Raw genomic sequence first — 24,860 nt, 5'->3', positions numbered from 1 at the left:
AAAAAGCAATAAATTATAAAATCTATAAAGATTAAGGAAGCAATGATGAGCTTATTAGATGTCAAAGATCTGCGTGTCGAATTTACCACTCAAGATGGTATTGTTACCGCAGTTAACGATCTAAACTTTTCTCTGAACCAAGGCGAAACTCTCGGTATCGTGGGTGAGTCTGGTTCAGGAAAATCGCAAACAGTATTCTCTATCATGGGATTGCTGGCAAAAAACGGCATTATCTCTGGTAGTGCTAAATTTGAAGGTAAGGAAATCCTTAACCTTCCAGAAAAAGAACTGAATAAAGTACGTGCTGAACAGATCGCGATGATCTTTCAGGACCCAATGACGTCTTTGAACCCATACATGAAAGTTAGCGACCAGCTTATGGAAGTACTGATGCTTCACAAAGGTATGGGTAAAGCAGAAGCGTTTGAAGAGTCGGTACGCATGCTTGAAGCCGTGAAAATTCCGGAAGCACGTAAGCGTATCACTATGTACCCGCATGAGTTTTCAGGCGGTATGCGTCAGCGTGTAATGATCGCGATGGCACTACTATGTCGCCCTAAACTACTGATTGCAGATGAACCGACAACGGCACTGGACGTAACCGTTCAAGCGCAGATTATGGAACTTCTTAACGAGCTGAAAGATGAATTCAATACAGCCATCATCATGATCACTCACGATCTGGGTGTGGTTGCTGGATCATGTGACAAAGTGCTTGTTATGTATGCTGGCCGTACAATGGAGTACGGTACTGTCGATGAAATCTTCTACAAACCAAGCCACCCTTATGCTGAAGGCCTACTCAAAGCCATCCCTCGTTTAGATACGGAAGGTGAGATTTTGCCGACGATTCCGGGTAACCCGCCAAACTTGCTACGCCTGCCAACTGGCTGTCCGTATCAAGAGCGTTGTCACCGTGTGATGGATCGTTGTAAGCGTGAAGCGCCAATCCTGACACCATTTGGTGATGGTCGTCAGCGTGCATGTTTTTCAGAATGGGAGGCTTGGGAAAAATGAGTGCAGATAAAAAATTAATTCTGGATGTATCGGATCTAAAAGTTCATTTCAGCATTGCGTCTAAGTCCGCTTGGCCTTGGTCTAAGCCATCGAACCTTAAAGCCGTTGACGGTGTTAATGTTCGCCTTTATGAAGGTGAAACACTAGGTGTAGTAGGTGAATCGGGTTGTGGTAAATCGACGTTTGCACGCGCCATTATCGGTCTGGTTGAAGCGACAGATGGTGAAGTGGTTTGGTTGGGCCAAGACCTGACTAAGATGCAAGACGTCCAGCGCCGCGAAACACGTAAAGAAATTCAGATGATATTCCAAGACCCGCTAGCATCGCTTAACCCGCGCATGACGGTTGGTGACATCATCGCCGAGCCTCTGGAGACTTTCTATCCTGAGTTGTCAAAAGAAGAAGTAAAAGATCGCGTTAAAGAGATGATGGCCAAAGTAGGTCTTCTGCCTAACGTAATCAACCGCTACCCACACGAGTTCTCGGGTGGTCAGTGTCAGCGAATTGGTATCGCTCGTGCACTTATCCTCAAGCCTAAGATGATCATTTGTGATGAGCCGGTTTCTGCTTTGGATGTGTCTATCCAGGCTCAGGTTGTGAACCTTCTGAAAGAGCTGCAAAAAGAGCTAGGGTTATCCCTTGTCTTTATCGCACACGATTTATCAGTAGTTAAACATATCTCTGACCGCGTATTGGTTATGTATTTGGGTAATGCTGTAGAGCTGGGTGAAGCTGAATCGTTATTCGCTGATCCTAAGCACCCTTACACACGCGCTTTGATGTCAGCGGTACCAATTCCTGATCCGCACCTTGAACGCAATAAGCAGATCGAAATGCTGGAAGGTGATCTACCATCTCCAATCAGCCCGCCGTCTGGTTGTGTATTCCGTACTCGTTGCCCTCAGGCAACAGAAGCGTGTGCTAATACGAAACCGTCTATACAGGGCAGTGATGTTCATGCCGTATCTTGCCTGCATGTCAGTGTCTAGCCGATTCAGCCTGTGACGGGCTTAAGCGCGGCGTCCTTCGGGAGTCGCGCTTTTTTTACTTCAAATAATTCGAACAACAAAGCCAACTTATTCTGCTTTAGAGTAAGCTGGCTTTTTTTATACTTAGTCTATAGATATTAATCAGTTGAGAGTGTGATATGGGCAAGTTAGTAGAAGGTAAATGGCAAGACGTTTGGTATGACACTAAAACCAGTGGCGGTAAGTTTGTCCGAGAAGATGCTGGGTTTCGAGAATGGGTGGAAAATAAGCCTAATGCCAAGTTTCAGCCTGAATCAGGTCGCTATCATTTATACGTATCGCTCGCTTGCCCGTGGGCTCATCGTACCCTCATATTCCGAAAACTGAAAAAGCTAGAAGAGCATATTGATGTGACTGTGGTGTGCCCAGATATGATGGGAGAAGGTTGGCAAATGGGCTTGCCTGAGCCTTTATTTGGGCATACTCGAATGCACCAAATCTACACTCAAGCTAAACCAGATTACACGGGGCGCGTTACGGTGCCAGTACTGTGGGATAAAAAGCATAATACGATAGTGAGCAACGAATCTTCAGAGATTATCCGCATGTTTAACTCAGAGTTTAACGAACTCACGGGCAATCAAGATGACTACTACCCGGATGAGTTAAGAACGTTGGTGGATGAGTGGAATGATTACATATATCCCAATGTGAATAATGGTGTATATCGTTGCGGGTTTGCAACGGCTCAGGAAGCCTACGAAGAAGCTTACGACAATTTGTTTGAAGCGCTTGATCGGATCGACACGCATTTAGCAACCCACCGTTATCTTGCTGGTAATGTTATCACTGAAGCGGATTGGCGATTGTTTACGACATTGATTCGGTTTGATGCCGTGTATGTCGGTCACTTCAAATGCAATAAAAAGCGCATTGCCGACTATCCAAACTTGCACGGGTATATGAAAGAGTTGTATCAGGTAGAAGGGATTGCAGACACGACCGACTTTTATCACATCAAGCGTCATTACTACTTTAGCCACACAGGAATCAACCCAACTCAAGTGGTTCCAAAAGGCCCAGAGCTTGACCTAGAATCTGCTCACGGTCGAGAGAGCATTTAAATAGCAATCACCTGATTACGGCCCTGTGCTTTCGCTTGGTACAGGGCAGCATCTGTTATCTTCATTGTTTCGTCAATTCGGACGATACCTTCCTCGACGACCAATTCGCATAATCCTCCACTCAGCGTCACTTGCAGAGTTTGCTCTCCAATCGATATGGGTGTCTGACTTAACTTCTCTCTCAGTGCGTTGGCAATGCTGAACGCGCTTTCTTTGTCGGGCGCTGAAAAAATAGTGCAAAACTCTTCGCCGCCAACTCGATAAAATGCATCTTGGCGTACTTGCTGACCTACGATTTTAGCGACCATTTTTAATACTGTGTCACCTGCGGCATGGCCATAGTTGTCATTGACTCGTTTAAAGTGGTCGAGGTCAAAGTGTACAAGGTAGTGATTGTGAACCAAATCCGGATTGTTGGACGTGTCTGCTTCAAGAGCTAAGCGATTTTTTGCTCCGGTCAATGGATCTAGGAGAGCTGCATCACTGAGCTTGCCTTTGATCTTGGTTTGCATATCCTCATGAACAAAAGAGATCGCCCAAATTAGAAAGTAAGGAATGGTAAAGTTGATTAAGGTATAGGGTGTCGAATTGATTAGTGGTGGATATGAGGCAAGGATAGAAATCGCAACTAAATAGAAGGCGAATGTGATGGCTGAAGCGATATAACGGTTAAAAAATATGTGGTACAAAGCGGGAAAACAAAATGCCCAAAAAACCAGAACAGAGTAGCCATCTGCAACTGCCATGCTGTAGATAAGCAGGGCAGTGAGACCAGAAATCAGTAGCGCCGAATGCCAAGGCCTGTAATGACCAAATTCGATTCTCAAATACACGTAGATACAGATAGCGGTATAGATAGAGTCGATAACACCGAACTTTGGTAAGTCCCAGAAAAAAAAGTTAACAATCGTAAAGCCTGTGCCGGTGATCGCCAGAAAAAAGCTGGTGATTTTCAGAACATTTTGTTCGAGTGAGGCTTGTGAGGAAAATAGCTTTACTGACATTTGAAACCCAAGCATGACGTTTGGGATAAGTGTAGCAATAAAAAAAAGCAGCAGTAAAATACTGCTGCTTTTTCATCAACATAAACCAATAGAGCTTAGTTTTGCTCTTGGTCTGCCTGAATTGCCGTCAGAGCGATTGTGTAAACAATATCGTCTACTAGTGCACCGCGAGACAAGTCGTTTACAGGCTTGCGCATACCTTGCAACATTGGACCGATAGAGACTAGGTCTGCTGAACGTTGTACCGCTTTGTATGTCGTGTTACCCGTGTTTAGGTCTGGGAATACAAATACGGTCGCTTTACCTGCTACTGGAGAGTTTGGCGCTTTAGATGCTGCTACGTTTTCCATGATAGCCGCGTCGTACTGAAGAGGACCATCGATGACAAGATCAGGACGCTTCTCTTGAGCTAGTTTCGTCGCTTCACGTACTTTATCAACGTCTGCACCCTTACCAGATTCACCAGTAGAGTATGAGATCATTGCAACACGTGGGTCGATACCAAATGCCGCTGCAGAATCCGCCGATTGGATAGCGATTTCAGCAAGTTGTTCAGCCGTTGGATCTGGGTTGATAGCACAGTCACCGTAAACTAGTACTTGATCCGGCAGAAGCATGAAGAATACTGAAGATACGATAGACGCATTTGGTGCAGTCTTGATGATCTGGAATGGCGGGACAATCGTGTTTGCTGTTGTATGAACAGCACCAGAAACCAGACCGTCAACTTCGTTGTTCTCAAGCATCATAGTGCCTAGGAATACGGAGTCTTGTAGCTTCTCACGAGCAACAACTTCCGTCATGCCTTTCGCACCACGTAGCTCAACTAAACGAGCAACGTAGTTTTCGCGGATCGCATCAGAATCAATGATCTGAACACCTGCGCCAAGTTCCACACCTTGCTGGGCTGCAACACGCTTAATCTCTTCTGGGTTACCCAGAAGTACACATTCTGCAATGCCACGCTCGGCACAGATAGCTGCCGCTTTTACTGTGCGAGGTTCGTCACCTTCAGGAAGAACGATGCGTTTACCTGCGCGACGAGCGAACTCAGTAAGCTGGTAACGGAATGCTGGTGGGCTTAGACGGCGAGACTTTTGAGTGCCTTCCGTCATAGACTCAATCCAGTTGCCATCGATGTGGCCAGCAACGTGTTCGTTGATGAACTCGATACGCTCTTTATCATCTTCAGGTACTTCAAGGCTGAAGCTCTGTAAGTTCAGAGATGTCTGCCAAGTGTTGCCTTGTGCTTTGAAGATTGGAAGGCCCGTGTCAAACGCTGGCTTACAAAGACCAACGATTTCTTCAGGAATGTCGTAGCCACCCGTTAGAAGAACCGCACCAATATCCACACCATTCATTGCTGCAAGTGCTGCTGCAACGATTACGTCTGGGCGGTCCGCAGAGGTTACCAATAGAGAGCCATGCTTAAAGTGCTCAATCATGTTTGGTAGTGAACGTGCACAGAACGTGATGCTCTTGATACGACGAGTGTTGATATCACCTTCGTTGATGATGTCAGCATTGAGGTGCTTCGCCATATCGATTGCACGAGTAGCGATCAGATCAATGCTCCATGGCACGCAACCAAGAACGCGGATTGGAGATGTGTTAAAGATCTCCATCACTTTCATTTCGTTTTGCTTCGCGCTGTCTGCATCATCAAAGATTTCAGATAGGTCAGGGCGAGTACGACCTGCTTCATCAACTGGAGCGTTAAGCTTGTTGATGATTACGCCGGAGATATTCTTGTTCTTAGTACCGCCGAAGTTCGAACATGCGACTTCGATACGCTCTTTAAGCTGCGCAGGGTTATCTGTGCCTGGCGTCGCAACAAGTACGATCTCTGCGCCAAGTGTTGCTGCGATTTCCGCATTCACTTGGTTCGCAAATGGGTGCTTACGAGTAGGTACAAGACCTTCGATTAACGTAACGTCCGCGTCTTTGTTGATCTGGTTGTAACGCTCTACTACTGTTTCCAGCAGCTCGTCCATGTTGTCGTTACCAATCAGGCTCTCAGCTACAGACATTGCCAAAGGTTCACCGATCTTCATATCGCTGTTATAACCAACGATCGTTGAAGTCAGATCTGGTTGATCACCACCTGAACGTGGCTGACAAATTGGCTTGTAGAAAGAAACCTTAACGCCTTTGCGCTCCATTGCGCGAAGAACACCCATGCTTACACTAGTAAGACCAACACCAGCGCTGGCAGGGATAAGCATAATAGTACGAGACATTCGTAGAGTACCTTTAGCTATTTTAGATAAAAGCCCAACTTCGTATTCCCTGAGATGGAATAGGAGTTACGCCCCTTAGTAAGAAAACCGGCTGACTTAAAAGTCAGCCGGTTGAGTCAATTAAAGACCTGCTAGACGTGCAGTGTCTTCAGCGATAACGAGCTCTTCGTTAGTAGAGATAACCATCGCTGGGATGCGGCTGTCAGCTGTAGTGATAGTACCTTCGCCGCCAAAACGTGCTTTCAGGTTAGCTTCACCGTCAACTTCGATACCGAATACGCCTAGACGGTTAAGTACCATCTCGCGGATTGGACCAGAGTTTTCACCGATACCACCTGTGAATACGATCGCGTCTAGACGACCTTCTAAAGTCGCAGTGTAACCAGCCACGTATTTCGCTAGGCGGTGGCAGAATACGTCCATCGCGCGAGTTGCTTCTTCTTTCTCACCGTAGTTGTCTTCAACGAAACGGCAGTCAGATGTCACTTCAGTCAGACCAGCAAGGCCAGACTCTTTCGTTAGCATAGTGTTGATTTGCTCTACAGAGTAACCAAGTGCATCGTGTAGGTGGAAGATGATCGCAGGATCGATATCACCACAGCGCGTACCCATTACTAGACCTTCAAGTGGAGTTAGACCCATTGAAGTATCTACAGACTTACCGTTCTTGATTGCACAAACAGAAGCGCCGTTACCTAGGTGACAGTTGATGATGTTTAGTTCATCTGCAGGCTTACCTAGACGCTCAGCTGCTTCGCGAGCGATGAATAGGTGAGACGTACCGTGCATACCGTAGCGACGGATGCCGTGCTCTTTGTACAGGTTGTATGGAAGTGCGTATAGGTACGCTTCTTCTGACATAGACTGGTGGAAAGCCGTATCAAATACCGCTGACATTGGCAGGCTAGGGAATGCTTTCTGAGCTGCTTTGATACCGATGATAGCCGCTGGGTTATGAAGAGGCGCTAGTGTTGCACAGTCTTCGATACCTTTAAGAACGTCGTCAGTGATAAGAGCAGATTGAGTGAACTTCTCACCGCCGTGTACAACACGGTGACCAACTGCTTTTAGCTGATCTGCAAGTTCTGGTTTAGAAGCAAGAATAGTTTCTACGATGAAAGAAAGCGCTTCATCGTGTGCTGCACCTTCACCTAGTTGTGCTTCGTGCTTACCATCCAGCTTCCATTTGATACGTGCTTCAGGAAGGTGAAGACATTCAGCAAGACCTGTTAGGTGCTCGTTGCCGTTTTCTGCATCGACAATCGCGAACTTAAGAGAAGAACTACCGCAGTTTAAAACTAAAACTAGCTTAGACATGAGTGACTACCTGTAATAATCAATTAGGATAAAAAATTAATCACAAGAATAGACGAAGCTCAAAAGGCTGCGTACTAATCTTGGTCAAAAAAACTTCGAATTCCGTATAAAAGACAGCAGTGATTCCCGCTCACTGCTCTTGCATCCGCTGCAGAAGGGTCCCGAGAGTTGCTTAAATTGTAAATAACAGCAACAATGAGATTGTGGGCCTGCAAAGGATAACGATAATAGCCAATAATAACAAAAAAATTTGAAAGAATATTAACTTTCATCAATTTTTTACGCTGAAAGTTGAATCTTTCAACTGAATTTTAGTTTTTAAGGCCCGATACTGGAGTGAGAGAGTCCTATGAGTAATAAAGTCGGTTTAGTTCATAACCTACGTGATGGGCAGAAGTACATGGAAACGTGGCCTATGCGCAAAGAACTCAATTTACTGTTTCCAGAGCAGCGCATTATCAAAGCCACTAAATTTGGTGTGAAAGTGATGCCTGCAATCGCTGCTATTAGCGTTTTGACCCAAATGGCCTTTAATAACTACTCAGCAATACCTCAATCGGTGATTATGGCATTGTTTGCTATTAGCTTGCCGATTCAAGGGATGTGGTGGCTTGGCAGCCGAGCGAATACCCAACTTCCTCCGGCATTGGCGGGCTGGTATCGTGAAATTCACCAAAAGATCGTTGAGAGTGGATTTGCGTTAGAACCTATGAAAAGTCGCCCTCGTTATAAAGAGCTGGCTCAAATTCTTAATCGCGCTTTTCGCCAACTAGACAAAAACGCACTGGAACGTTGGTTTTAGAGAACAAACCGGCGATTTCTTGAGAACACCTCATTTTTAATCACAATGGCTTTGCTGAGAAGCCGTGAATAAAGAAAAGGCTTCATCAACTTGTGCAGATCTGGTGAAGCCAAAACATATCCCTAATCCCCATAAAAAACGCCCACTGAAGTGGGCGTTTTTTGCTATGTATTGCGATTCAACATTAGTTGAACATTGCGATAGCATTCGCTGGATCTACGTATTCTAGGTCGAAGCTTTCTGCTACTTCTTTACACGTTACTTTACCGTGAATAACGTTTAGGCCTTCTAGGAAGCCGTTGTCCTCAAGAAGTGCTTCGCGGTAGCCCTTGTTCGCTAGCTTAACAATGTAAGGCAGTGTTGCATTGTTTAGAGCGAAAGTAGAAGTGCGAGCAACAGCGCCAGGCATGTTTGCTACACAGTAGTGAACAACGTCATCAACAATGTAAGTTGGATCTGCGTGAGTTGTCGCGTGTGAAGTCTCGAAACAACCACCTTGGTCGATTGCTACGTCAACAACCGCTGCGCCTGGCTTCATCTTAGCGATGTGCTCTTTAGTCACTAGTTTAGGTGCAGCAGCACCTGGGATTAGAACAGCGCCGATGACTAGGTCTGCTTCTAGAACGTGCTTCTCAATAGCATCTTCTGTAGAGTAAACCACTTTTGCACGACCTTGGAATTCTTCATCTAGACGACGAAGAGTGTCTACATTGCGGTCTAGGATAGTGACGTCAGCTCGTAGGCCTACAGCCATACGTGCCGCGTTTGCGCCTACTACGCCGCCACCAACAACAACAACTTTTGCTGGCTCAACACCTGGTACACCACCAAGAAGAAGACCACGGCCACCGTGAGATTTCTCTAAAGTTTGTGCACCCGCTTGAATAGACATGCGACCTGCTACCTCAGACATTGGAGCAAGTAGTGGCAAGCGACCCATATTATCTGTTACAGTCTCATACGCTATACAGACAGCTTTGCTCTTGATTAGCTCTTCAGTTTGTGGAAAATCTGGTGCTAGGTGCAAATAAGTAAATAATATTTGTCCCTCGCGGAGCATAGCACGCTCAACAGCTTGAGGTTCTTTAACCTTTACAATCATTTCTGCTTGCGCGAAAACGTCAGCAGCGGTAGGAAGAATGGATGCGCCTACAGCGATGTAATCATCGTCTGAAAAGCCGATGCCAGAACCGGCATTGGTTTCTACAAAAACCTGGTGACCTTGAGATACTAGCTCGCGAACGCTCGCTGGGATCATACCAACACGGTACTCGTGGTTTTTGATTTCCTTAGGTACGCCAATGATCATCCTGACTCCTCATTTTATTTTGGTTGTATTAACTATGTGTAGGGTAATTCTGTCGAATTAATATCTAGTATAGATACGATTGAATAAAATTTGATACTGAATATTAAAAAGTTGTAGTATATTTTTTTGCAAGGAAGTAATAAGGTGGAATAAAAAATGGCAGACAACAATAAGAAGCCGTCTAAGGATCTAGACCGTATCGATCGCAACATTCTAAACGAACTGCAGAAAGACGGTCGTATTTCAAACGTTGAACTGTCTAAACGAGTTGGTCTTTCACCAACGCCGTGTTTAGAACGTGTTCGTCGTCTGGAACGTCAAGGGTACATTACGGGCTATACAGCTTTGTTAAACCCGCAGTTCCTTGATGCATCACTATTGGTTTTCGTAGAAATTACGCTAAACCGTGGTGCGCCAGATGTGTTTGAACAATTTAATGCAGCAGTGCAGAAGCTCGATGATATTCAGGAATGTCACCTAGTATCAGGTGATTTCGATTACCTATTGAAGACTCGAGTGTCGGACATGAGTGCATATCGAAAGCTCCTTGGCGATACGCTTCTACGTCTTCCTGGTGTTAACGACACACGTACGTATGTTGTTATGGAAGAAGTTAAGCAGACAAACCAGTTAGTTATCAAAACGCGCTAATCTTTGCAGAGTAGCGTAATACCTTTCGATATTCTGACTTAAGGTAATTGGGTTTTAAGTCCCGATATGGTTAAATCGATAGTCCGAGTGGCATAGCTGCTCGGACTATTTTTTTCCTTACTGATTAGCCGGGTGGATGTTCAAGCAAGGGTGTTGCATTCGGGTCAGTATCACGCAGTTGATAAGTTGGTTATGTTCAAAGAGAACAAAAATAAAGTTGAAACAATAATCAAAACCGGAGAAGAGCCTCAGTCTTCTCGTCTTGATGGCCCTCAACGCCTAAAAGAGTGCAGTTTTATCGTGATTGTGCTGTCTTCTATATTATTGTCGGTCGCCTTACTCACGTTTAATCCTGCTGACCCTTCTTGGTCTCAAACCGCTTGGGGTGGAGACATCAATAACGCAGGTGGTTTGGTCGGTGCTTGGATTGCCGATACATTATTTTTTACTTTTGGCTCGATGGCTTACCCGATTCCAATCATTATCACGATTGCCGCTTGGGTTATGTTGAGAAAGCGAGGTGAAAACGAGCCTATCGACTTGATGCTTTGGGGCACACGCCTTCTTGGTTTAACGATACTTATTCTGACCAGCTGTGGTCTTGCAGATATTAACTTCGATGATATCTGGTACTTCTCTTCTGGCGGTGTAATTGGTGATGTGCTGACCAGTTTATCGTTACCTACGCTCAACATCTTAGGAACTACCCTAGTTTTTCTCTTTTTATGGGGAGCGGGTTTCACGCTACTGACAGGGATTTCATGGTTATCGATAGTAGATTGGCTGGGCGAAGGTGCCATCCACTTACTAACAAACCTGGTGAACAAAGCTCGTGGTGAAAAAGAAGAACTCCTAGAACCTCAATTAACGACACCTCGTGATGATACAAAGCAAGCTCCGGTAGATGATGCAGAAACAGAAGACGCGTTATTTGCAGCGAATGTGGATGAGGAACCTCGCCGTTTCAATATCCACATGCCTGATTCTCGCAAAGAGCCAACAGTGAGTGACCCAGTTGTCGAGAGAATCGACATTGAGCCTCGCTCGTACCAACCTGAACCAGAAGAACTTCCTGAACCTATTGTCGAAGCACCTCCAGTCGTTCAAAGCAACGTATATGACAAAGAACCAAAAGAAGAGCGCACCAGACAGCTTGGGTCGACGATAGAAGAGCTCGAAGCGGCAGCTCAAAGCGAAGGTGATTTTGCGCTTCAAGAGCAAGAGAGTACCACTGAAAATATCGACGTAGCAGAGAAAGAACCTGAAACTTCGGAGCCTCCTGTTAACACCGACCCTATTCAAGGTATGCCGTGGAGCACCGAAGAGGTTCATGAAGAGCAAGAAATAGTTCAGCCTCGAATTGACCCAACAGAACTGGAACAGATCTCGACTGAGGTGGAACCAGACAGTAGCCATCAAGACCCTGTTATCTCCTCATTTGAAGTCGCCGATGAAGACAGTGACATTAACGCCTCCGTAGAAGTCGAAGATGTTGAAGAGGGCGATGAGGATGTCGCAGCGTTCCAGAACATTGTCTCGGATGCTCAGGCAAAAATTGCTGCTCAGCAGAACCCGTTCCTTGTTCAGCAAGAAGCCAACCTCCCTACGCCAAAAGAGCCAATGCCGACACTGGAGCTACTGTATCACCCAGAAAAACGCGAGAACTTTATTGACCGCGCTGCGTTGGAGGAGATTGCTCGCTTGGTTGAAGCTAAGCTTGCCGACTACAAGATTAAGGCTGAAGTCGTCGATATTTTCCCTGGCCCCGTCATTACACGATTTGAACTGGACTTGGCACCAGGGGTTAAGGTAAGCCGTATTTCGGGCCTTTCGATGGACCTAGCTCGTTCATTGTCAGCGATGGCAGTTCGTGTTGTGGAAGTGATACCGGGTAAACCTTACGTAGGACTTGAGTTACCAAACATGAGTCGCCAAACGGTGTACTTCTCAGATGTTGTTGGTAGCCAGCACTTTATCGAAGCCAAATCACCCACAACGGTCGTACTTGGTCAAGATATCGCAGGTGAGGCAGTTGTCGCAGATCTGTCGAAGATGCCACACGTGCTGGTTGCGGGTACCACGGGCTCAGGTAAGTCGGTGGGTGTAAACGTGATGATCTTGAGTATGCTTTACAAAGCGACGCCTGAAGAAGTGCGTTTCATCATGATTGACCCGAAAATGCTCGAGCTATCGGTATACGAAGGCATTCCACATCTTCTATCTGAAGTGGTTACTGATATGAAAGATGCGTCGAATGCGCTGCGTTGGTGTGTGGGTGAGATGGAACGTCGTTACAAGCTAATGTCTGCACTAGGTGTACGTAACATCAAAGGCTTTAACGACAAGCTCAAGATGGCCGCAGAAGCAGGGCATCCGATTCACGATCCACTGTGGCAACCGGGTGACAGCATGGACGAAACGCCACCACTGCTGGAGAAACTGCCTTATATTGTGGTTATTGTCGATGAATTCGCTGACTTGATGATGGTGGTAGGCAAGAAGGTCGAAGAGCTCATAGCCCGTCTTGCTCAAAAAGCGCGTGCCGCTGGTATTCACTTGATTCTCGCGACGCAGCGCCCATCTGTTGACGTCATTACTGGCTTAATCAAAGCCAATATCCCAACCCGTGTTGCGTTCACTGTATCAACTAAAACAGATTCTAGAACCATTCTTGATCAAGGTGGTGCTGAATCACTATTAGGTATGGGTGACATGCTTTACCTTCCTCCGGGTTCCAGCCACACGGTGCGTGTACATGGTGCGTTTGCTTCGGATGACGATGTGCATGCTGTGGTAAACAACTGGAAAGCGCGTGGTAAGCCAAACTACATTGATGAAATCACCAATGGCGATCAAGGACCAGAAGGCCTACTACCGGGTGAGAAACCTGAAGGTGAGGAAGAGATGGACCCGCTGTTTGATCAGGTTGTCGAACACGTCGTGCAGTCACGCCGTGGTTCTGTTTCAGGTGTGCAGAGACGTTTTAAAATTGGCTATAACCGTGCAGCTCGCATCGTTGAGCAATTAGAAGCTCAAGGGATTGTAAGTGCGCCGGGGCATAATGGAAATAGAGAAGTGTTAGCCCCTGCACCTGGCCGTGAGATGAACTAATGCCATTTGAACAATAGATGAGAGACCAAAATAAAAAGGGTTGGCACATATGTGACAACCCTTTTTAATTTCTAGCTTCTAGCTTCTAGCTTCTAGCTTCTAGCTTCTAGCTTCTAGCTTTCGAAAACTGTGCAATAACGATAACAGCTAATGCAGCAAGGTTTGCTGCGAAAATGACGACCAACCACTGAGGCATAGAGAGTGACAGGAACTGCCACACGACTTTGCTGCAGTCACCAAATGCTTCAAACATCCATGGCGCCCATTTGTTGAGAGGTGCCCAGTCGGGGAAGGTAACAAACAAATCGCAGGTTGCAAACGGAGATGGGTTGAATTGGTAATCAACGTGCTCCAGAGCTAGCATTAAGCCTTTATATGAGCTGGCTCCCCACGCCGCGAGCCCCAGCCAGCGTATTGCTGTGTTGTCCGGTGCTATCAAACCGATTATGGCTGCTGCGCCGATGCCAAGCATAGCGACTCGCTCGTAGATACACATAACACAAGGTGCGAGCATCATGACGTGCTGAAAGTATAATGCTGCAACTTCAAAGAAGATGACAAAGGCTAGTAACAGTAACCAAGACAAGCGCGATTGGGAAAAAGACTTAATGGTAGAAAGAATGTTCACAGAGATATCCTGTTTATAAAAAAAGCTCTGACTAATCAGAGCTTTTTATCGTGGAAAAGTTTCGGCTTCAACTAAAACTTTTGGGTTTTCTTGATTAATGTCCGCCAGAGACAGCTGGAGTAAGCTCACCTACATGTGCTGAAATCCAACCTGCATCGTAAAACCACGCTGTCATCGGCTCAACGAGGAACACAATACCTGCAAGACCAACCAGCGCAAGGACGATTGTGTAAGGAAGAGCCATGATAACCATGCGACCATAAGATAAGCGAATCAGAGGCGCAAGAGCTGAGGTCAACAGGAATAAGAAGGCTGCCTGACCATTTGGCGTTGCTACCGAAGGAAGGTTAGTACCTGTATTGATTGCTACTGCGAGTAGGTCGAACTGGTCGCGAGTGATCACTCCCTCAATCAGTGCCGTTTTCACCTCGTTGATGTAAACCGTACCGACGAATACGTTATCTGACACCATCGAAAGTATGCCGTTAGCAATATAGAAGAGTGCCAACTGAGCCCCTTTATCTTCGACGTGTAACACCGCATCGATAACAGGCTTAAATAGCTGTTGGTCGATGATCACAGCAACAACGGCAAAGAATACAGCAAGTAGAGCAGTAAATGGCAACGCTTCTTCAAACGCTTTACCCATTGAGTGTTCTTCGATGACACCAGTAAATGCGGTAGCAAGAATGATGACAGACAGGCCAATCAAGCCAACAGCCGCAAGGTGAAGTGCTAGTCCGACGATAAGCCAGATAGCAATTGCACCTTGAATCCACAGCTTCGCGACATCTTGTTTAGTACGTGTTTTACGTTCTGCGTTGTCAAAGTCGACTAGGATTTGACGAACGTTATCAGGTAAGCGAGCACCGTATCCACAGATTTTAAGCTTTTCAACAAGTACACAAGTAATTAAGCCGCAGACAAAAACTGGTGCCGTAACCGGTAGCATACGAATAATAAATTCGCCGAACTGCCAGCCGGCCTGATCAGCAATGATCAAGTTTTGTGGTTCACCTACCATGGTCATTACACCACCCAGTGCCGTACCGACACCTGCATGCATCAATAAAGAACGCAAAAAGGCACGATAGTTTTCTAAATCATCGCGCGTTAGCTCTGAAAGATGGTCGTCTTGAGTATGGTCGTGTGACGCTGTTGAGCCTTTACCTGAAGCGACTTTGTGGTAGATCGCGTAGAAACCGACCGCCACGCTAATGACAACTGCAATAACGGTTAGTGCGTCAAGGAAAGCGGATAGAAAAGCTGCAGCAAAACAAAAGGCAACAGAGAGCAGGCTTTTTGAGCGAATGCCAAGCAGTATCTTCGTGAAGATAAATAGCAGTAGCTGTTTCATGAAGTAGATGCCCGCTACCATGAAGATCAGGAGCAATAACACTTCGATGTTGGCGACTAGCTCATGTTTGACTTGCTCTGGGCTGGTCATTCCAATCGCAATAGCCTCAATGGCTAATAAGCCACCCGGCTGAAGAGGGTAACACTTGAGGGCCATCGCGAGAGTAAAAATAAACTCGGCGACCAGAAGCCAACCCGCTACGAATGGATCGATAAGGAAAAAGACAATCGGGTTGATGATAAGAAATGAAATGATGGCAACTTTATACCAATCTGGGGCCTTTCCTAAGAAATTCTTAATGAAAGCATTCCCGAGTGACATCGGCATGATACTAATACTCTTAAATGTTGTTATGAATAGACACTGCGTGTGCTTGCATCTATATATCTGTGTCATTGTGGGCTTAGCTCATCACCAAATTAATTGCGGTGAATGACAAGAAAAAACGCTGAAACAGACCTGATTCAACAGTGACTTAGAAAAACAACATAAAGCAAAATGATATGTGGCCTTGCCAAGTCACTCCCTGAGAAAGACAAGCACTCCTTACTTTGGTCGCAACTGTACTCCTCAAGTTAATTTAGTCAATAATAAAGTTTATCTTGATAAATCGCTCAGTGGACTTTTGTTTAAAAACGCGATCAGAGTGGCGTTAAGGCGGGATGAGAGTTGTGAAAAAAAACAATTCATGGCAGCTCGGCCTCGAAAAGGTCGAATAAGATAGATTATGTCATTATATTGAATGGAAATGACAGTTTAATATTGCAAAATTAAAAACTTATGTTTTGCAAACTAAGTCAATACCCATAAGGGTTAGCAAGTGTGAAGTTTTTATTAAATTTATAATAAATTAGCTTTGACTCAAAGACATAATAACGCAATCGCTCAGTATAAGTTAGAGCTGTAACTCTATTGGTGTTTTGCGTCAAGTTTACTTTCGGTTTGTTTCCGATAACTAAGAACTAGTGGTATGATGAGTTCTATTCGACCCTATAAATAAAAATATTGGATAGTTAAATTAATGGTCATCAAGGCAAAGAGCCCTGCAGGTTTCGCAGAAAAATACATCATTGAGAGTATTTGGAAAGGGCGCTTCCCTCCAGGTTCTATTCTTCCCGCTGAACGCGAGCTCTCTGAATTAATAGGGGTTACCCGAACGACACTGCGAGAAGTGCTACAGCGCTTGGCGCGTGACGGCTGGTTAACCATCCAACACGGCAAACCAACCAAGGTTAACCAGTTCATGGAAACATCGGGGCTACATATCCTCGATACTCTAATGACCTTGGATGCAGATAACGCAACTTCGATTGTTGAAGATTTGCTTGCGGCACGAACAAACATCAGCCCTATTTTTATGCGCTACGCGTTTAAAGCGAATAAAGAAAGTGCTGAGCGTACTATTAGTAGTGTTATCGAATCTTGTGAGAGCCTCCTTGCTGCAGACTCTTGGGATACGTTTATGGAGTCCTCGCCTTATGCAGAGAAAATCCAACAACATATCAAAGATGACGGTGAGAAGGACGAAGCTAAGCGTCAGGCAACTTTGATTGCTAAAACCTTTAACTTCTATGACTACATGCTGTTCCAACGTCTGGCGTTCCATTCAGGCAACCAGATTTACGGATTGATTTTCAACGGTCTTAAAAAGCTGTACGACCGCGTAGGAAGTTACTACTTCTCAAGCCCGGAAGCACGTAATCTAGCACTGCAATTTTACCGCGATCTACTGGAAGTTTGCGAAACAGGTGATCGTGAACGAATCATCGTTGTTGTTCGTCACTATGGTATTGAAAGTGGGCAGATTTGGAACGAGATGAAAACCTCGCTGCCAACAAGCTTCACTGAAGATGACAGCTAAGAATGGTAATCGAATAAAAGAAAACCCGCCGATTGGCGGGTTTTTTGTCTTTTAGGTCTGAGTTTATCTAGCAGACATCGCAGTCGTCGTATCCGCCCGCCTCTTTAAACCAGTTAGTTAGGTGCGTTTTCAGGTCTTTTAATTCATCTGGACCAATTAGCGCTAATCCGAGATCTTCAGCTCGTGTAATATCGTTGTAGCGCAATGGTCGGAAGCTGACCAGCATGGCTCGCGCTTGAAGACCCCCCAACAGATCGCGCAAAGACTCGAGCTTGTACAAGGTGTCATCACCATCATCGCGCATACCTTTGGTTTTACACTCAATAATATGCAGCTTGTTATTGGCGACCGAGGCAACATCAAGCTCATTACGCACTTCACGATCACCAAGCTGACGATAAACCTGCACATTGAGTGAATGATCCTGAATGGTTGGCATATCTTTTTGGATCTGACGCACGGTACTGTGAACTAACGTCTCTAGCCATTCACCATTTGAGAAACGACGGGCGTCTTCATCTGCGAAGGTGAGAACACCATGCTCATAAGTTGCAATTTCGGCTTCGACCAAGTCACTGAGCAGCATATTGAGCTCGCGGTAACCTTGTTGTTTCTCGGATAGTGCGACATCGAGCTTTTGCTCTTTACGGCACGTAGTAGCGAGATAGTTAAGTGTCGCAAGGCCAGGTCCAAGTTCAAGTGCATTGCTTGCCCATCGTTCTCCAAGCTCATACAGTTTCTGATCAAGCTGTGGAGGAAGCTGTTGGTCATTAAACTCACCCCTAGCGCCAAATACTGTTAGGTAGTCGTCAATCGTAATTCGATCTTCTACTTGAGTATCTTCTTTACCGTCTGGGTATAGCCAGCAAAGGCGGTCACTATTTGGTTCTACGACAAAAATCGGCCAATGAAAAGTACGAAACACCTCGTAAACAGACAGCAGACGATGACGCAGTCCACAACTGGCGTTTAACTTAACGTCTTCTCCACGTGCACTGAGGTCGTCAGCCAGAATGCCGACAGCACGTTTGATTCGTGAAGTATTCGCGACATTCGGAATCTCAAAAAACTCTGATGTAATGTCTCTTTTTGCCAGAACGCTATGTAATCGATGATACATATCTTTCTGGCTCTTAACGCCAATAAAAACAATGTGATCACTGACGGTCCGGTTATCCAATAATGGAGTGACTAATCGGATTGGGTCCTGATCAATAATGCCAACATGAACTGCCATAAACCTTCCTCATGCTTGGCTTGCGAAAAATGTGAAGTTAGAAGTGGGCAAGCCTTAATAACCATATAACGACAGCGCATATAAAAAACAAGGGCGATTAATGAAATTAACCGCCCTTAGTGAATAATTTGCATTGTCTTTACAAAACTAGAGTTTAAAGCGATGCACCAGTTCACCTTGTTGGTTGGCTAGCTGGGTCAAATCCGTACTAGTTTGTGCGATTTGAGCCATGGCTTGGTAGCTGGTGTCGGCAATCTGATTGATTTCATCAATGTTGCGAGCAATTTCCCCTGTGGTTTCACTTTGTTCGGCAGCTGCTTGGGAGATGTGTCCACTCATTTGGCTGATTTCAATAATCAATGCCTGAATTTCCTCCATTGCGCTGTTTGCATTGGAAGCTTGAGCAACCGACTGATCCATATCATCCATACAGCTCTGAATCACTTTGTTGGCCGATGTAGAGCTGTTCTGTAGGTTACTGATCATGTTTTCAATTTCCGACGTTGATTCCGTCGTTCGTTGAGCTAACACCCTAACTTCATCTGCTACAACGGCAAACCCGCGTCCTTGTTCACCTGCTCGTGCGGCTTCAATTGCAGCATTGAGCGCCAGAAGGTTCGTTTGTTCTGCGATATTGCGGATTACATCCAAAATCGAGCCAATCTGACTGCTCATGCTCTGGAGGTCTTTAACGGCGTCAACTGACTGGGTGAGGCGACTCTCAAGTTGGTTAATGGTGGTGATGTTGTCATTCATGATCTGACGACCTGATTCTGAGGCCGATTCAACCTGTTCAACCATTTGCTGCGAGCTTTGTGCACTTTGCGCGACTTCTTGAACCGAATGCGCCATTTCTGTCATAGCGGTTGCAACGTTAGCGGTTTGCTCACGCTGCTGGCTGAGCTGCGATTGCGCTTTGGAGGAAGTTTGCTGGTTAATGTTAGCAGTGTCAGTAAGATTATCGGATGCGCTGTTGAGCTTTTTCAAAATGTCGTGAAGATTGTCTGCTAGCGAATTGATATGGCTACTTACACGGCTGAACTCATTGTTGTGGCGATTTTCTATGCGCTGGGTCATGTCGCCTTGTGTCAGGCTTTCAAGTGTTGAAAGGATACGAGTGAGTGGCGTGCGCACACTATGGGCGATGTGGTAGCCAATACCGAGTGCTAAGGCAATGACAAGAATGCCCAATGTGACTGAATTGATCACCCCTTGGTCATAGACTTCACTCGCTTCTGCTAGGGAAGCGTGTAGGCCTTGTTGTGCCGCTTCACTGAAGGAGGTGAGCACTGCCATAGTGTTATCCACTTCCAGAGTTAGGTTAGCAATATTGGCATACAACGCAGCTTTGGCTTGTAAGTACGAAGCGTGCTGATCGAGTACGCCGCCTTTTTTACCAATATCTGTGGTGAACTGCTGTACTGATTCATCAAACACCTTCTTAATTTCAGGCATTTGTGTGGTTAGGCCGCGGTATGCGTAATTAAGGTGTGTGACGGCCTTTTTGTTTTTAGCGACCGCTTTATTTACCAGCTCTAAATCGCTGCTTGCGAGAGCGTCGGACGTAATCACTTCTGCGTCCTTCAGTTTAATAAAGTAGCTTTTAGCCATTACTTTGACGGAAATACTGCTCTGGTCATCCACATACTCTTTCATTCCAACTCCGAGCTCAGAATGAAGACGCTGGAAGCGGCGTGATGATTTCTGAACATCAGCTTGAGCTGCAAACATGTTGCGATAATTATTCATAGCTGCATCGGCTTCGGTAAAATAACGCAGCTCCATTTCTTTTAGCTGTTCGATGCTTGCCTGGAGTTCCGAGTTGCCGGTACTGGCCTTAGCCAAATCTTTCAGAGCTTGGTCGTAGCGACTTTTAGCGTCTTCGAACTGACCGCGAATTTCGTCCATTCGATCAGAACTCTGCGTTGTTAAAAAGTCTTTAAAAAGTTTGTCGGCAGAGAGTAGGTAAACACTGGTTTGGTTAGACTGCGATACCAAAGGTAAAGCGGTGTTAGATACACTGCCAAAGTTGGAGTGAATTTGTTGCATCCCTCGCATTGTCATAATGGTTGAAACAACAAACATTATGATGATCAATGCAAACCCAGCGTACATACGCTTGATCACTGAGCCCTTCATAGATCTCTCCCTAAATAATACGTAATGTCTTAAAAAATTAACAAAAAGAGAGTCATTGTATTGATAGCGAGACACGCATTTTATGACGCATAATACAAATTTAGCCATCTGCTACTATCAGTACGGTGTATATGTTAAGTGAACACTGTTTTTTATTGTGATTTGAGCGAGCTTAGCGCATACTCCTTTGCAACGTTCAACGAAAACAACACTTAATGGAGTGCTTCATGGCCGAAGAAACCATTTTCAGTAAAATTATTCGCAAAGAAATCCCTGCCGACGTGGTTTATCAAGATGATCTGGTCACGGCATTTCGTGATATTAATCCACGTGCTCCAAGTCACATTTTGATCATTCCTAATAAGTTGATTCCAACAACAAACGACATTGAAGAAGCAGACGAACTGACAATGGGGCGCATGTTTACTGTTGCTCGCAAATTGGCGAAAGAAGAAGGGATCGATGAGGATGGATACCGATTGATTGTTAACTGCAACTCTCATGGTGGCCAAGAGGTATATCACATTCACATGCATTTGGTCGGTGGACGACCACTTGGCCCAATGTTGATGAGCTAAGGTTACACATTTTTATGAGGACGGCGGTATTCATGCAAACTTTTTATCAATACCGTTGTCCAACCGCGACGATGATGAAATTCTAATAAATAATTCGGAGTACGAAGTGCGTAAACACGTTCGACTCGCATTCGTGATATTCAGCTCTGCTGCTCTTTCTGCATGTGCCAATCTATCGGCTGGAAACTTATTTAGCCACTACAGCGCTCAAAACAACGAAGTCTATCAGGCGGTCAAAACAGGTCAGTATCACAAGGCGGAAGAAGCCTTACCTGAAGAGGTGGCTGGTGACATTCTTGATAACTTCGAAAAAGGGCGAGTGTATCTGCTTAACCAGCAGTATGAAGACAGTAAGTCAGCATTTGAAGCTAGCGATATCGCAGTTCGAGTTCAACAAGACAAAGCTACGATATCTGTGACAGAAACGGCGGCCAGTGTTGGTGCTTTAGCTGTTAACGACAATTTAGATATCTATAAACCTGCCGATTATGAGCTGGGCTTCTTACATCTCTATCTAGGGTTAAACTACCTTAAGAAAAACAGCCTCGAAGGTGCCTTGATTGAAATGCGCAGGGCTAATCAAGTTCAAGAACAAGCGCGTAAAGACCGCGAAAGAGAACTTGAGTCGGCACAAAATGACATGCAGGCGCAGGGGTTAAGTCCTAACCTGGGTAGTGTGCTGTCTAATTATCCTGACGCAGGTAAAACCTTGCAGGCGGTGCAAAATGGTTATCTTCTTTATTTATCAGCGCTTTTGTACGAAGCCGATAATGCACTGAATGATGCCTATGTTGACTATCGACGTGCGTTAGCTGTGATGCCTGATAATGCACAAGTGATTGATGGTGCGAAACGTGTCGCTAAACGCCTTGGTATGAACGAAGACCTGGTTCAGCTAGAGAAACGTTATGGTAAAGCAAGTTTCCTTGATAGCGAAAAAGCAAGAGTCATAGTTTTAGAAGAGCAGGGCGTAGTAGATGCTTTGCAAGGTTGGAGGCAAACTCTGCCACTTTATGACAGTCGTGGGAACGGCGCTTTGTATACCATCGCGCTTCCTTATTACCCTAAACAAGTAAGCCAATCATTTTCGCCTATGCAGCTTAATGGTCAAAAGCTTCAAAGCGACTTACTGACGGATGTTAACTTAATGGCACAGCGCGACTTGTCAGAGCGAATGCCGACCATAATCATCCGTCAGGCACTGCGTGTTTGGGCTAAAGACGAATTACGCAAAAGTGCCGCGAAAGATGATGAATTAGGCAATGCAATATTGAACATCTGGAACACATTGACCGAGCAACCAGATACGCGCAGTTGGTTAACATTACCGGGTGAAATTCGCAGCAGCAGTGCTGTAGTTGAGCCGGGTACTCAAACCATCGTTGTTGGTGAACAGCAACATCAATTTGACGTTGAGGCGGGACGAACCGCTATCGTTTGGATCTCTCGTCAGGGAGGCAATGCTACAATTTGGCATAAACAGTTAGGAAAAATTCGATGAAAAAATGGCTTATTGCAGCAGTGGCTGCGTTAATAATGGTGGGTTGTTCTAGCAACACTGCTGGATTACGTATCGATGGTGAGTCGCAAACCGTTTTGTTTGGAGACAACGTGTTAGCGGGTCGTCTACAAATTGAAGATATCTCTACTACTCAGGTTGATGGTCGTGCTCGAGGTATTGTTCGACTCGCTAGTCAATACAAAGGTGATCAGCATATCCAGTACAGATTTTACTGGTACGACGACAATGGTCTAGAAGTGAATAACAAGCTAGGCCCATGGCGTCAGGCGATCATTCGAGGTATGGAAACGATCGCTATTTCTGAAGTTTCAGTGAATCCGAATGGCACGCAGTTCCGCGTTCAGATTCGCGAAAATGATAACTAAATCGAACTAAAGTCCACTAACTTTAGTCATACACTCATAACACAAGATTCTATAAAGATTTGAGGAACCAAGAATGAAAAAAAGTGTTATCGCATTACTTGGCTTGGCTGTCATCCTGGGCGGTTGTTCGAACAAAGTCAGCTACGGTGATGCACAGGCGGTTGAGACGACAACGATTGATTTTGGCTCAACAGACCTGCAGAAAATTGCGGGTGAAATGGTCGACAGCATGATGATGTCAGGCTCTGTGTCAGCCATTACACGTGACTCTCGTCCGATTGTTTTTGTTGAACGTATCAAGAATAAGACAAGTGAGCATATTGATACTGAGTCGATTACCGATACTATCAGTACTAAGATGTTGAACTCTGGTAAGTTCCGTTTTGTTGATATGGACCGCGTTGAATCAGTTCGCGAGCAACTTAACTTCCAAAACAATGATGAGCTTGTAAACCAAAGCACTGCGATTCAGTTTGGTAAAATGGTTGGTGCGCAGTACATGCTATACGGCAACCTGTCGAGCATTGCTAAAGCCGGTGGTAGTGACAAAGACGTATACTACAAGATGACAATGCGCCTGATGGATTTGGAAACAGGCCTGATTGAATGGGCAGATGAAACTGAAATCCGCAAACAAGAGTCTAAGAGCTTCTTAGGTCTTTAATCTATAGAGGAGTGATTTATGGCAAGGATGTCGTGGCATGAGGCATGTCAGCTAGACGGTTCATTGAAGTCATTAGATCACTTCTTTTCTATCTCACCGGATTATGCTCAGACGCTGACCGGAGGCCTGACTAATCGCTGCTGGAAGGTTGTTACCCAAAGCGGCGATTGCTTTGTCTGGCGTCCCAATACTTCGATAACCAAAGCCTTTTCTATTTCACGCTTTCAGGAATATCAAATCCTGACAGCGATAGAAGATTCCCACCTAGCACCTAAAGCTATTCACATCAACGAACAAGGGTTGTTGGTGGAATGGATTGAAGGAGAATCATTAACTGATGGATTGCCTTTTGATTCTCTGCTTAAAACAATGATCAAAATTCATAGTTTAGATACGGCTCGAATCCCTGTGGCTCCATTTAACTTTACCGCTCGTGTCGATCATTATTGGATGTTGCTGCGAGAGGAGCTGAGGTCTGATGATTACCTGAGCATTTACCAGCAGTGGCGAAGTGCTCCGAGCCTAGCTGACATTGGTAGCACTTTATGTCACTTTGATTTGGCTGGTTATAATATGGTCAAGCAGTCGGAAGGCAATATGGTGATAGATTGGGAGTATGCCTCGATGGCTGACCCAAGGTTGGATCTTACTTTGAGTATTGGGGTGGTGGGGGAAAAGCCGCTTGAGTCGGTTTATCGATATTGCCAACTTAGGGAAATTGAGGGTGTTGATGACTGGGTTGAAGGTGTGATGGCTTGGCAACCTAGAGCAACTATGATGGCCATGTTGTGGTATTTACTTGCCTATCAGCTTTGGGGGGATGAGCAGTACCTTGTCCAAGCGCAAGCTTTGCGTGACACATTTTGTAGTTAAGATCACTGTTTGAATGCCTCATAGATATAATTCTATGTGCTGACTTTAAAACCTTAGTATTCGTGGTAGATTAAACCGATAAGAATTGAGGGT

The 24,860-nt window shown here is 45.3% G+C and carries 20 protein-coding genes; 12 read left to right on the top strand and 8 right to left on the bottom strand.

What is annotated here, in order from left to right; genetic code table 11:
* Nucleotides 1–45: 45 nt before the first annotated feature.
* The 3 genes from QMA41_RS04900 to QMA41_RS04890 all read left to right on the top strand — a co-directional run bounded on the left by QMA41_RS04900 (nucleotide 46) and on the right by QMA41_RS04890 (nucleotide 3,109).
* Nucleotides 46–1,017, top strand: coding sequence for an ABC transporter ATP-binding protein (locus QMA41_RS04900; RefSeq protein ID WP_242456879.1), 972 nt, complete (start codon nucleotides 46–48; stop codon nucleotides 1,015–1,017).
* Nucleotides 1,014–2,006: a murein tripeptide/oligopeptide ABC transporter ATP binding protein OppF gene (gene oppF, locus QMA41_RS04895; protein WP_006959108.1), complete on the top strand. Its 993-nt coding sequence runs from the start codon at nucleotides 1,014–1,016 to the stop codon at nucleotides 2,004–2,006. The genes QMA41_RS04900 and oppF overlap by 4 nt, the downstream gene beginning before the upstream one ends.
* Nucleotides 2,007–2,164: 158 nt before the next feature.
* The gene (locus tag QMA41_RS04890; protein ID WP_281629012.1) at nucleotides 2,165–3,109 is read left to right on the top strand and encodes a glutathione S-transferase family protein; all 945 of its coding nucleotides are present in this window, start codon (nucleotides 2,165–2,167) and stop codon (nucleotides 3,107–3,109) included.
* Here QMA41_RS04890 and QMA41_RS04885 read toward each other — a convergent pair.
* The 3 genes from QMA41_RS04885 to QMA41_RS04875 form a co-directional block, all read right to left on the bottom strand.
* A complete protein-coding gene (locus QMA41_RS04885; protein ID WP_172846317.1) occupies nucleotides 3,106–4,113 on the bottom strand; it encodes a GGDEF domain-containing protein in 1,008 nt (335 codons plus the stop codon). The two genes, QMA41_RS04890 and QMA41_RS04885, sit on opposite strands and share 4 nt — an antisense overlap.
* Nucleotides 4,114–4,208: 95 nt before the next feature.
* Nucleotides 4,209–6,353: a phosphate acetyltransferase gene (gene pta / locus QMA41_RS04880; protein ID WP_019278000.1), complete on the bottom strand. Its 2,145-nt coding sequence runs from the start codon at nucleotides 6,351–6,353 to the stop codon at nucleotides 4,209–4,211.
* 120 nt (nucleotides 6,354–6,473) lie between these two features.
* Complete coding sequence (locus tag QMA41_RS04875) at nucleotides 6,474–7,670, bottom strand: acetate kinase (RefSeq protein ID WP_281629011.1); 1,197 nt, start codon at nucleotides 7,668–7,670, stop codon at nucleotides 6,474–6,476.
* 349 nt (nucleotides 7,671–8,019) lie between these two features.
* Here QMA41_RS04875 and yfbV point away from each other — a divergent pair, with 349 nt between their 5' ends.
* Entirely contained in the window at nucleotides 8,020–8,472 is a 453-nt protein-coding gene (gene yfbV / locus QMA41_RS04870) for a terminus macrodomain insulation protein YfbV (RefSeq protein WP_019278002.1), read from the top strand.
* Nucleotides 8,473–8,656: 184 nt separating this feature from the next.
* On the opposite strand, the gene ald is transcribed toward yfbV, so the two are convergent.
* Nucleotides 8,657–9,781 (bottom strand): alanine dehydrogenase, encoded by a 1,125-nt coding sequence (gene ald / locus QMA41_RS04865; protein ID WP_006959097.1) that lies wholly within the window; start codon nucleotides 9,779–9,781, stop codon nucleotides 8,657–8,659.
* 156 nt (nucleotides 9,782–9,937) lie between these two features.
* Between ald and lrp the strand changes: the two genes are divergently transcribed.
* Together lrp and QMA41_RS04855 are read left to right on the top strand one after the other, a co-directional pair.
* Complete coding sequence (lrp, locus tag QMA41_RS04860; RefSeq protein WP_006959094.1) at nucleotides 9,938–10,432, top strand: leucine-responsive transcriptional regulator Lrp; 495 nt, start codon at nucleotides 9,938–9,940, stop codon at nucleotides 10,430–10,432.
* 192 nt (nucleotides 10,433–10,624) lie between these two features.
* Entirely contained in the window at nucleotides 10,625–13,543 is a 2,919-nt protein-coding gene (locus QMA41_RS04855) for a DNA translocase FtsK 4TM domain-containing protein (RefSeq protein WP_281629165.1), read from the top strand.
* 106 nt (nucleotides 13,544–13,649) lie between these two features.
* Here QMA41_RS04855 and dsbB read toward each other — a convergent pair whose 3' ends face one another.
* Together dsbB and nhaB are read right to left on the bottom strand one after the other, a co-directional pair.
* Nucleotides 13,650–14,171, bottom strand: coding sequence for a disulfide bond formation protein DsbB (gene dsbB, locus QMA41_RS04850; protein WP_281629010.1), 522 nt, complete (start codon nucleotides 14,169–14,171; stop codon nucleotides 13,650–13,652).
* Between the two features lie 94 nt (nucleotides 14,172–14,265).
* A complete protein-coding gene (gene nhaB / locus QMA41_RS04845; protein ID WP_006959088.1) occupies nucleotides 14,266–15,855 on the bottom strand; it encodes a Na(+)/H(+) antiporter NhaB in 1,590 nt (529 codons plus the stop codon).
* A 694-nt stretch (nucleotides 15,856–16,549) separates the two neighbouring features.
* Between nhaB and fadR the strand changes: the two genes are divergently transcribed.
* Nucleotides 16,550–17,389, top strand: a complete 840-nt coding sequence (gene fadR, locus QMA41_RS04840) for a fatty acid metabolism transcriptional regulator FadR (RefSeq protein WP_281629009.1) — start codon at nucleotides 16,550–16,552, stop codon at nucleotides 17,387–17,389.
* A gap of 67 nt (nucleotides 17,390–17,456) precedes the next feature.
* Here fadR and QMA41_RS04835 read toward each other — a convergent pair whose 3' ends face one another.
* Together QMA41_RS04835 and QMA41_RS04830 are read right to left on the bottom strand one after the other, a co-directional pair.
* On the bottom strand, nucleotides 17,457–18,626 hold the full coding sequence (locus QMA41_RS04835; protein ID WP_006959084.1) for a DUF1887 family protein: 1,170 nt from the start codon (nucleotides 18,624–18,626) through the stop codon (nucleotides 17,457–17,459).
* A gap of 147 nt (nucleotides 18,627–18,773) precedes the next feature.
* Nucleotides 18,774–20,765 carry a methyl-accepting chemotaxis protein gene (locus QMA41_RS04830; protein WP_198560668.1) on the bottom strand — a complete coding sequence of 664 codons (1,992 nt, stop codon included), beginning with the start codon at nucleotides 20,763–20,765 and terminating at the stop codon, nucleotides 18,774–18,776.
* 227 nt (nucleotides 20,766–20,992) lie between these two features.
* On the opposite strand from QMA41_RS04830, the gene hinT reads away from it, so the two are divergent.
* The 5 genes from hinT (at nucleotide 20,993) to QMA41_RS04805 (ending at nucleotide 24,767) form a co-directional block, all read left to right on the top strand.
* Nucleotides 20,993–21,343, top strand: coding sequence for a purine nucleoside phosphoramidase (gene hinT, locus QMA41_RS04825; protein WP_006959079.1), 351 nt, complete (start codon nucleotides 20,993–20,995; stop codon nucleotides 21,341–21,343).
* Nucleotides 21,344–21,449: 106 nt separating this feature from the next.
* Nucleotides 21,450–22,844 carry a hypothetical protein gene (locus tag QMA41_RS04820; protein WP_281629008.1) on the top strand — a complete coding sequence of 465 codons (1,395 nt, stop codon included), beginning with the start codon at nucleotides 21,450–21,452 and terminating at the stop codon, nucleotides 22,842–22,844.
* On the top strand, nucleotides 22,841–23,230 hold the full coding sequence (locus QMA41_RS04815) for a YcfL family protein (protein WP_006959074.1): 390 nt from the start codon (nucleotides 22,841–22,843) through the stop codon (nucleotides 23,228–23,230). Before QMA41_RS04820 ends, QMA41_RS04815 begins: the two co-directional genes overlap by 4 nt.
* A 73-nt stretch (nucleotides 23,231–23,303) precedes the next feature.
* Complete coding sequence (lpoB, locus tag QMA41_RS04810) at nucleotides 23,304–23,894, top strand: penicillin-binding protein activator LpoB (protein ID WP_006959073.1); 591 nt, start codon at nucleotides 23,304–23,306, stop codon at nucleotides 23,892–23,894.
* Nucleotides 23,895–23,912: 18 nt separating this feature from the next.
* Nucleotides 23,913–24,767, top strand: coding sequence for a phosphotransferase (locus tag QMA41_RS04805; protein WP_281629007.1), 855 nt, complete (start codon nucleotides 23,913–23,915; stop codon nucleotides 24,765–24,767).
* Nucleotides 24,768–24,860 lie beyond the last annotated feature (93 nt).

Source organism: Vibrio sp. St2 (assembly GCF_947311885.1).
In the GTDB taxonomy this organism is placed as follows: Bacteria; Pseudomonadota; Gammaproteobacteria; order Enterobacterales; family Vibrionaceae; genus Vibrio; species Vibrio coralliilyticus.
The sequence above is the reverse complement of the archived record's forward strand: the minus strand, read 5'-3'. Positions and strand labels throughout refer to the sequence as shown.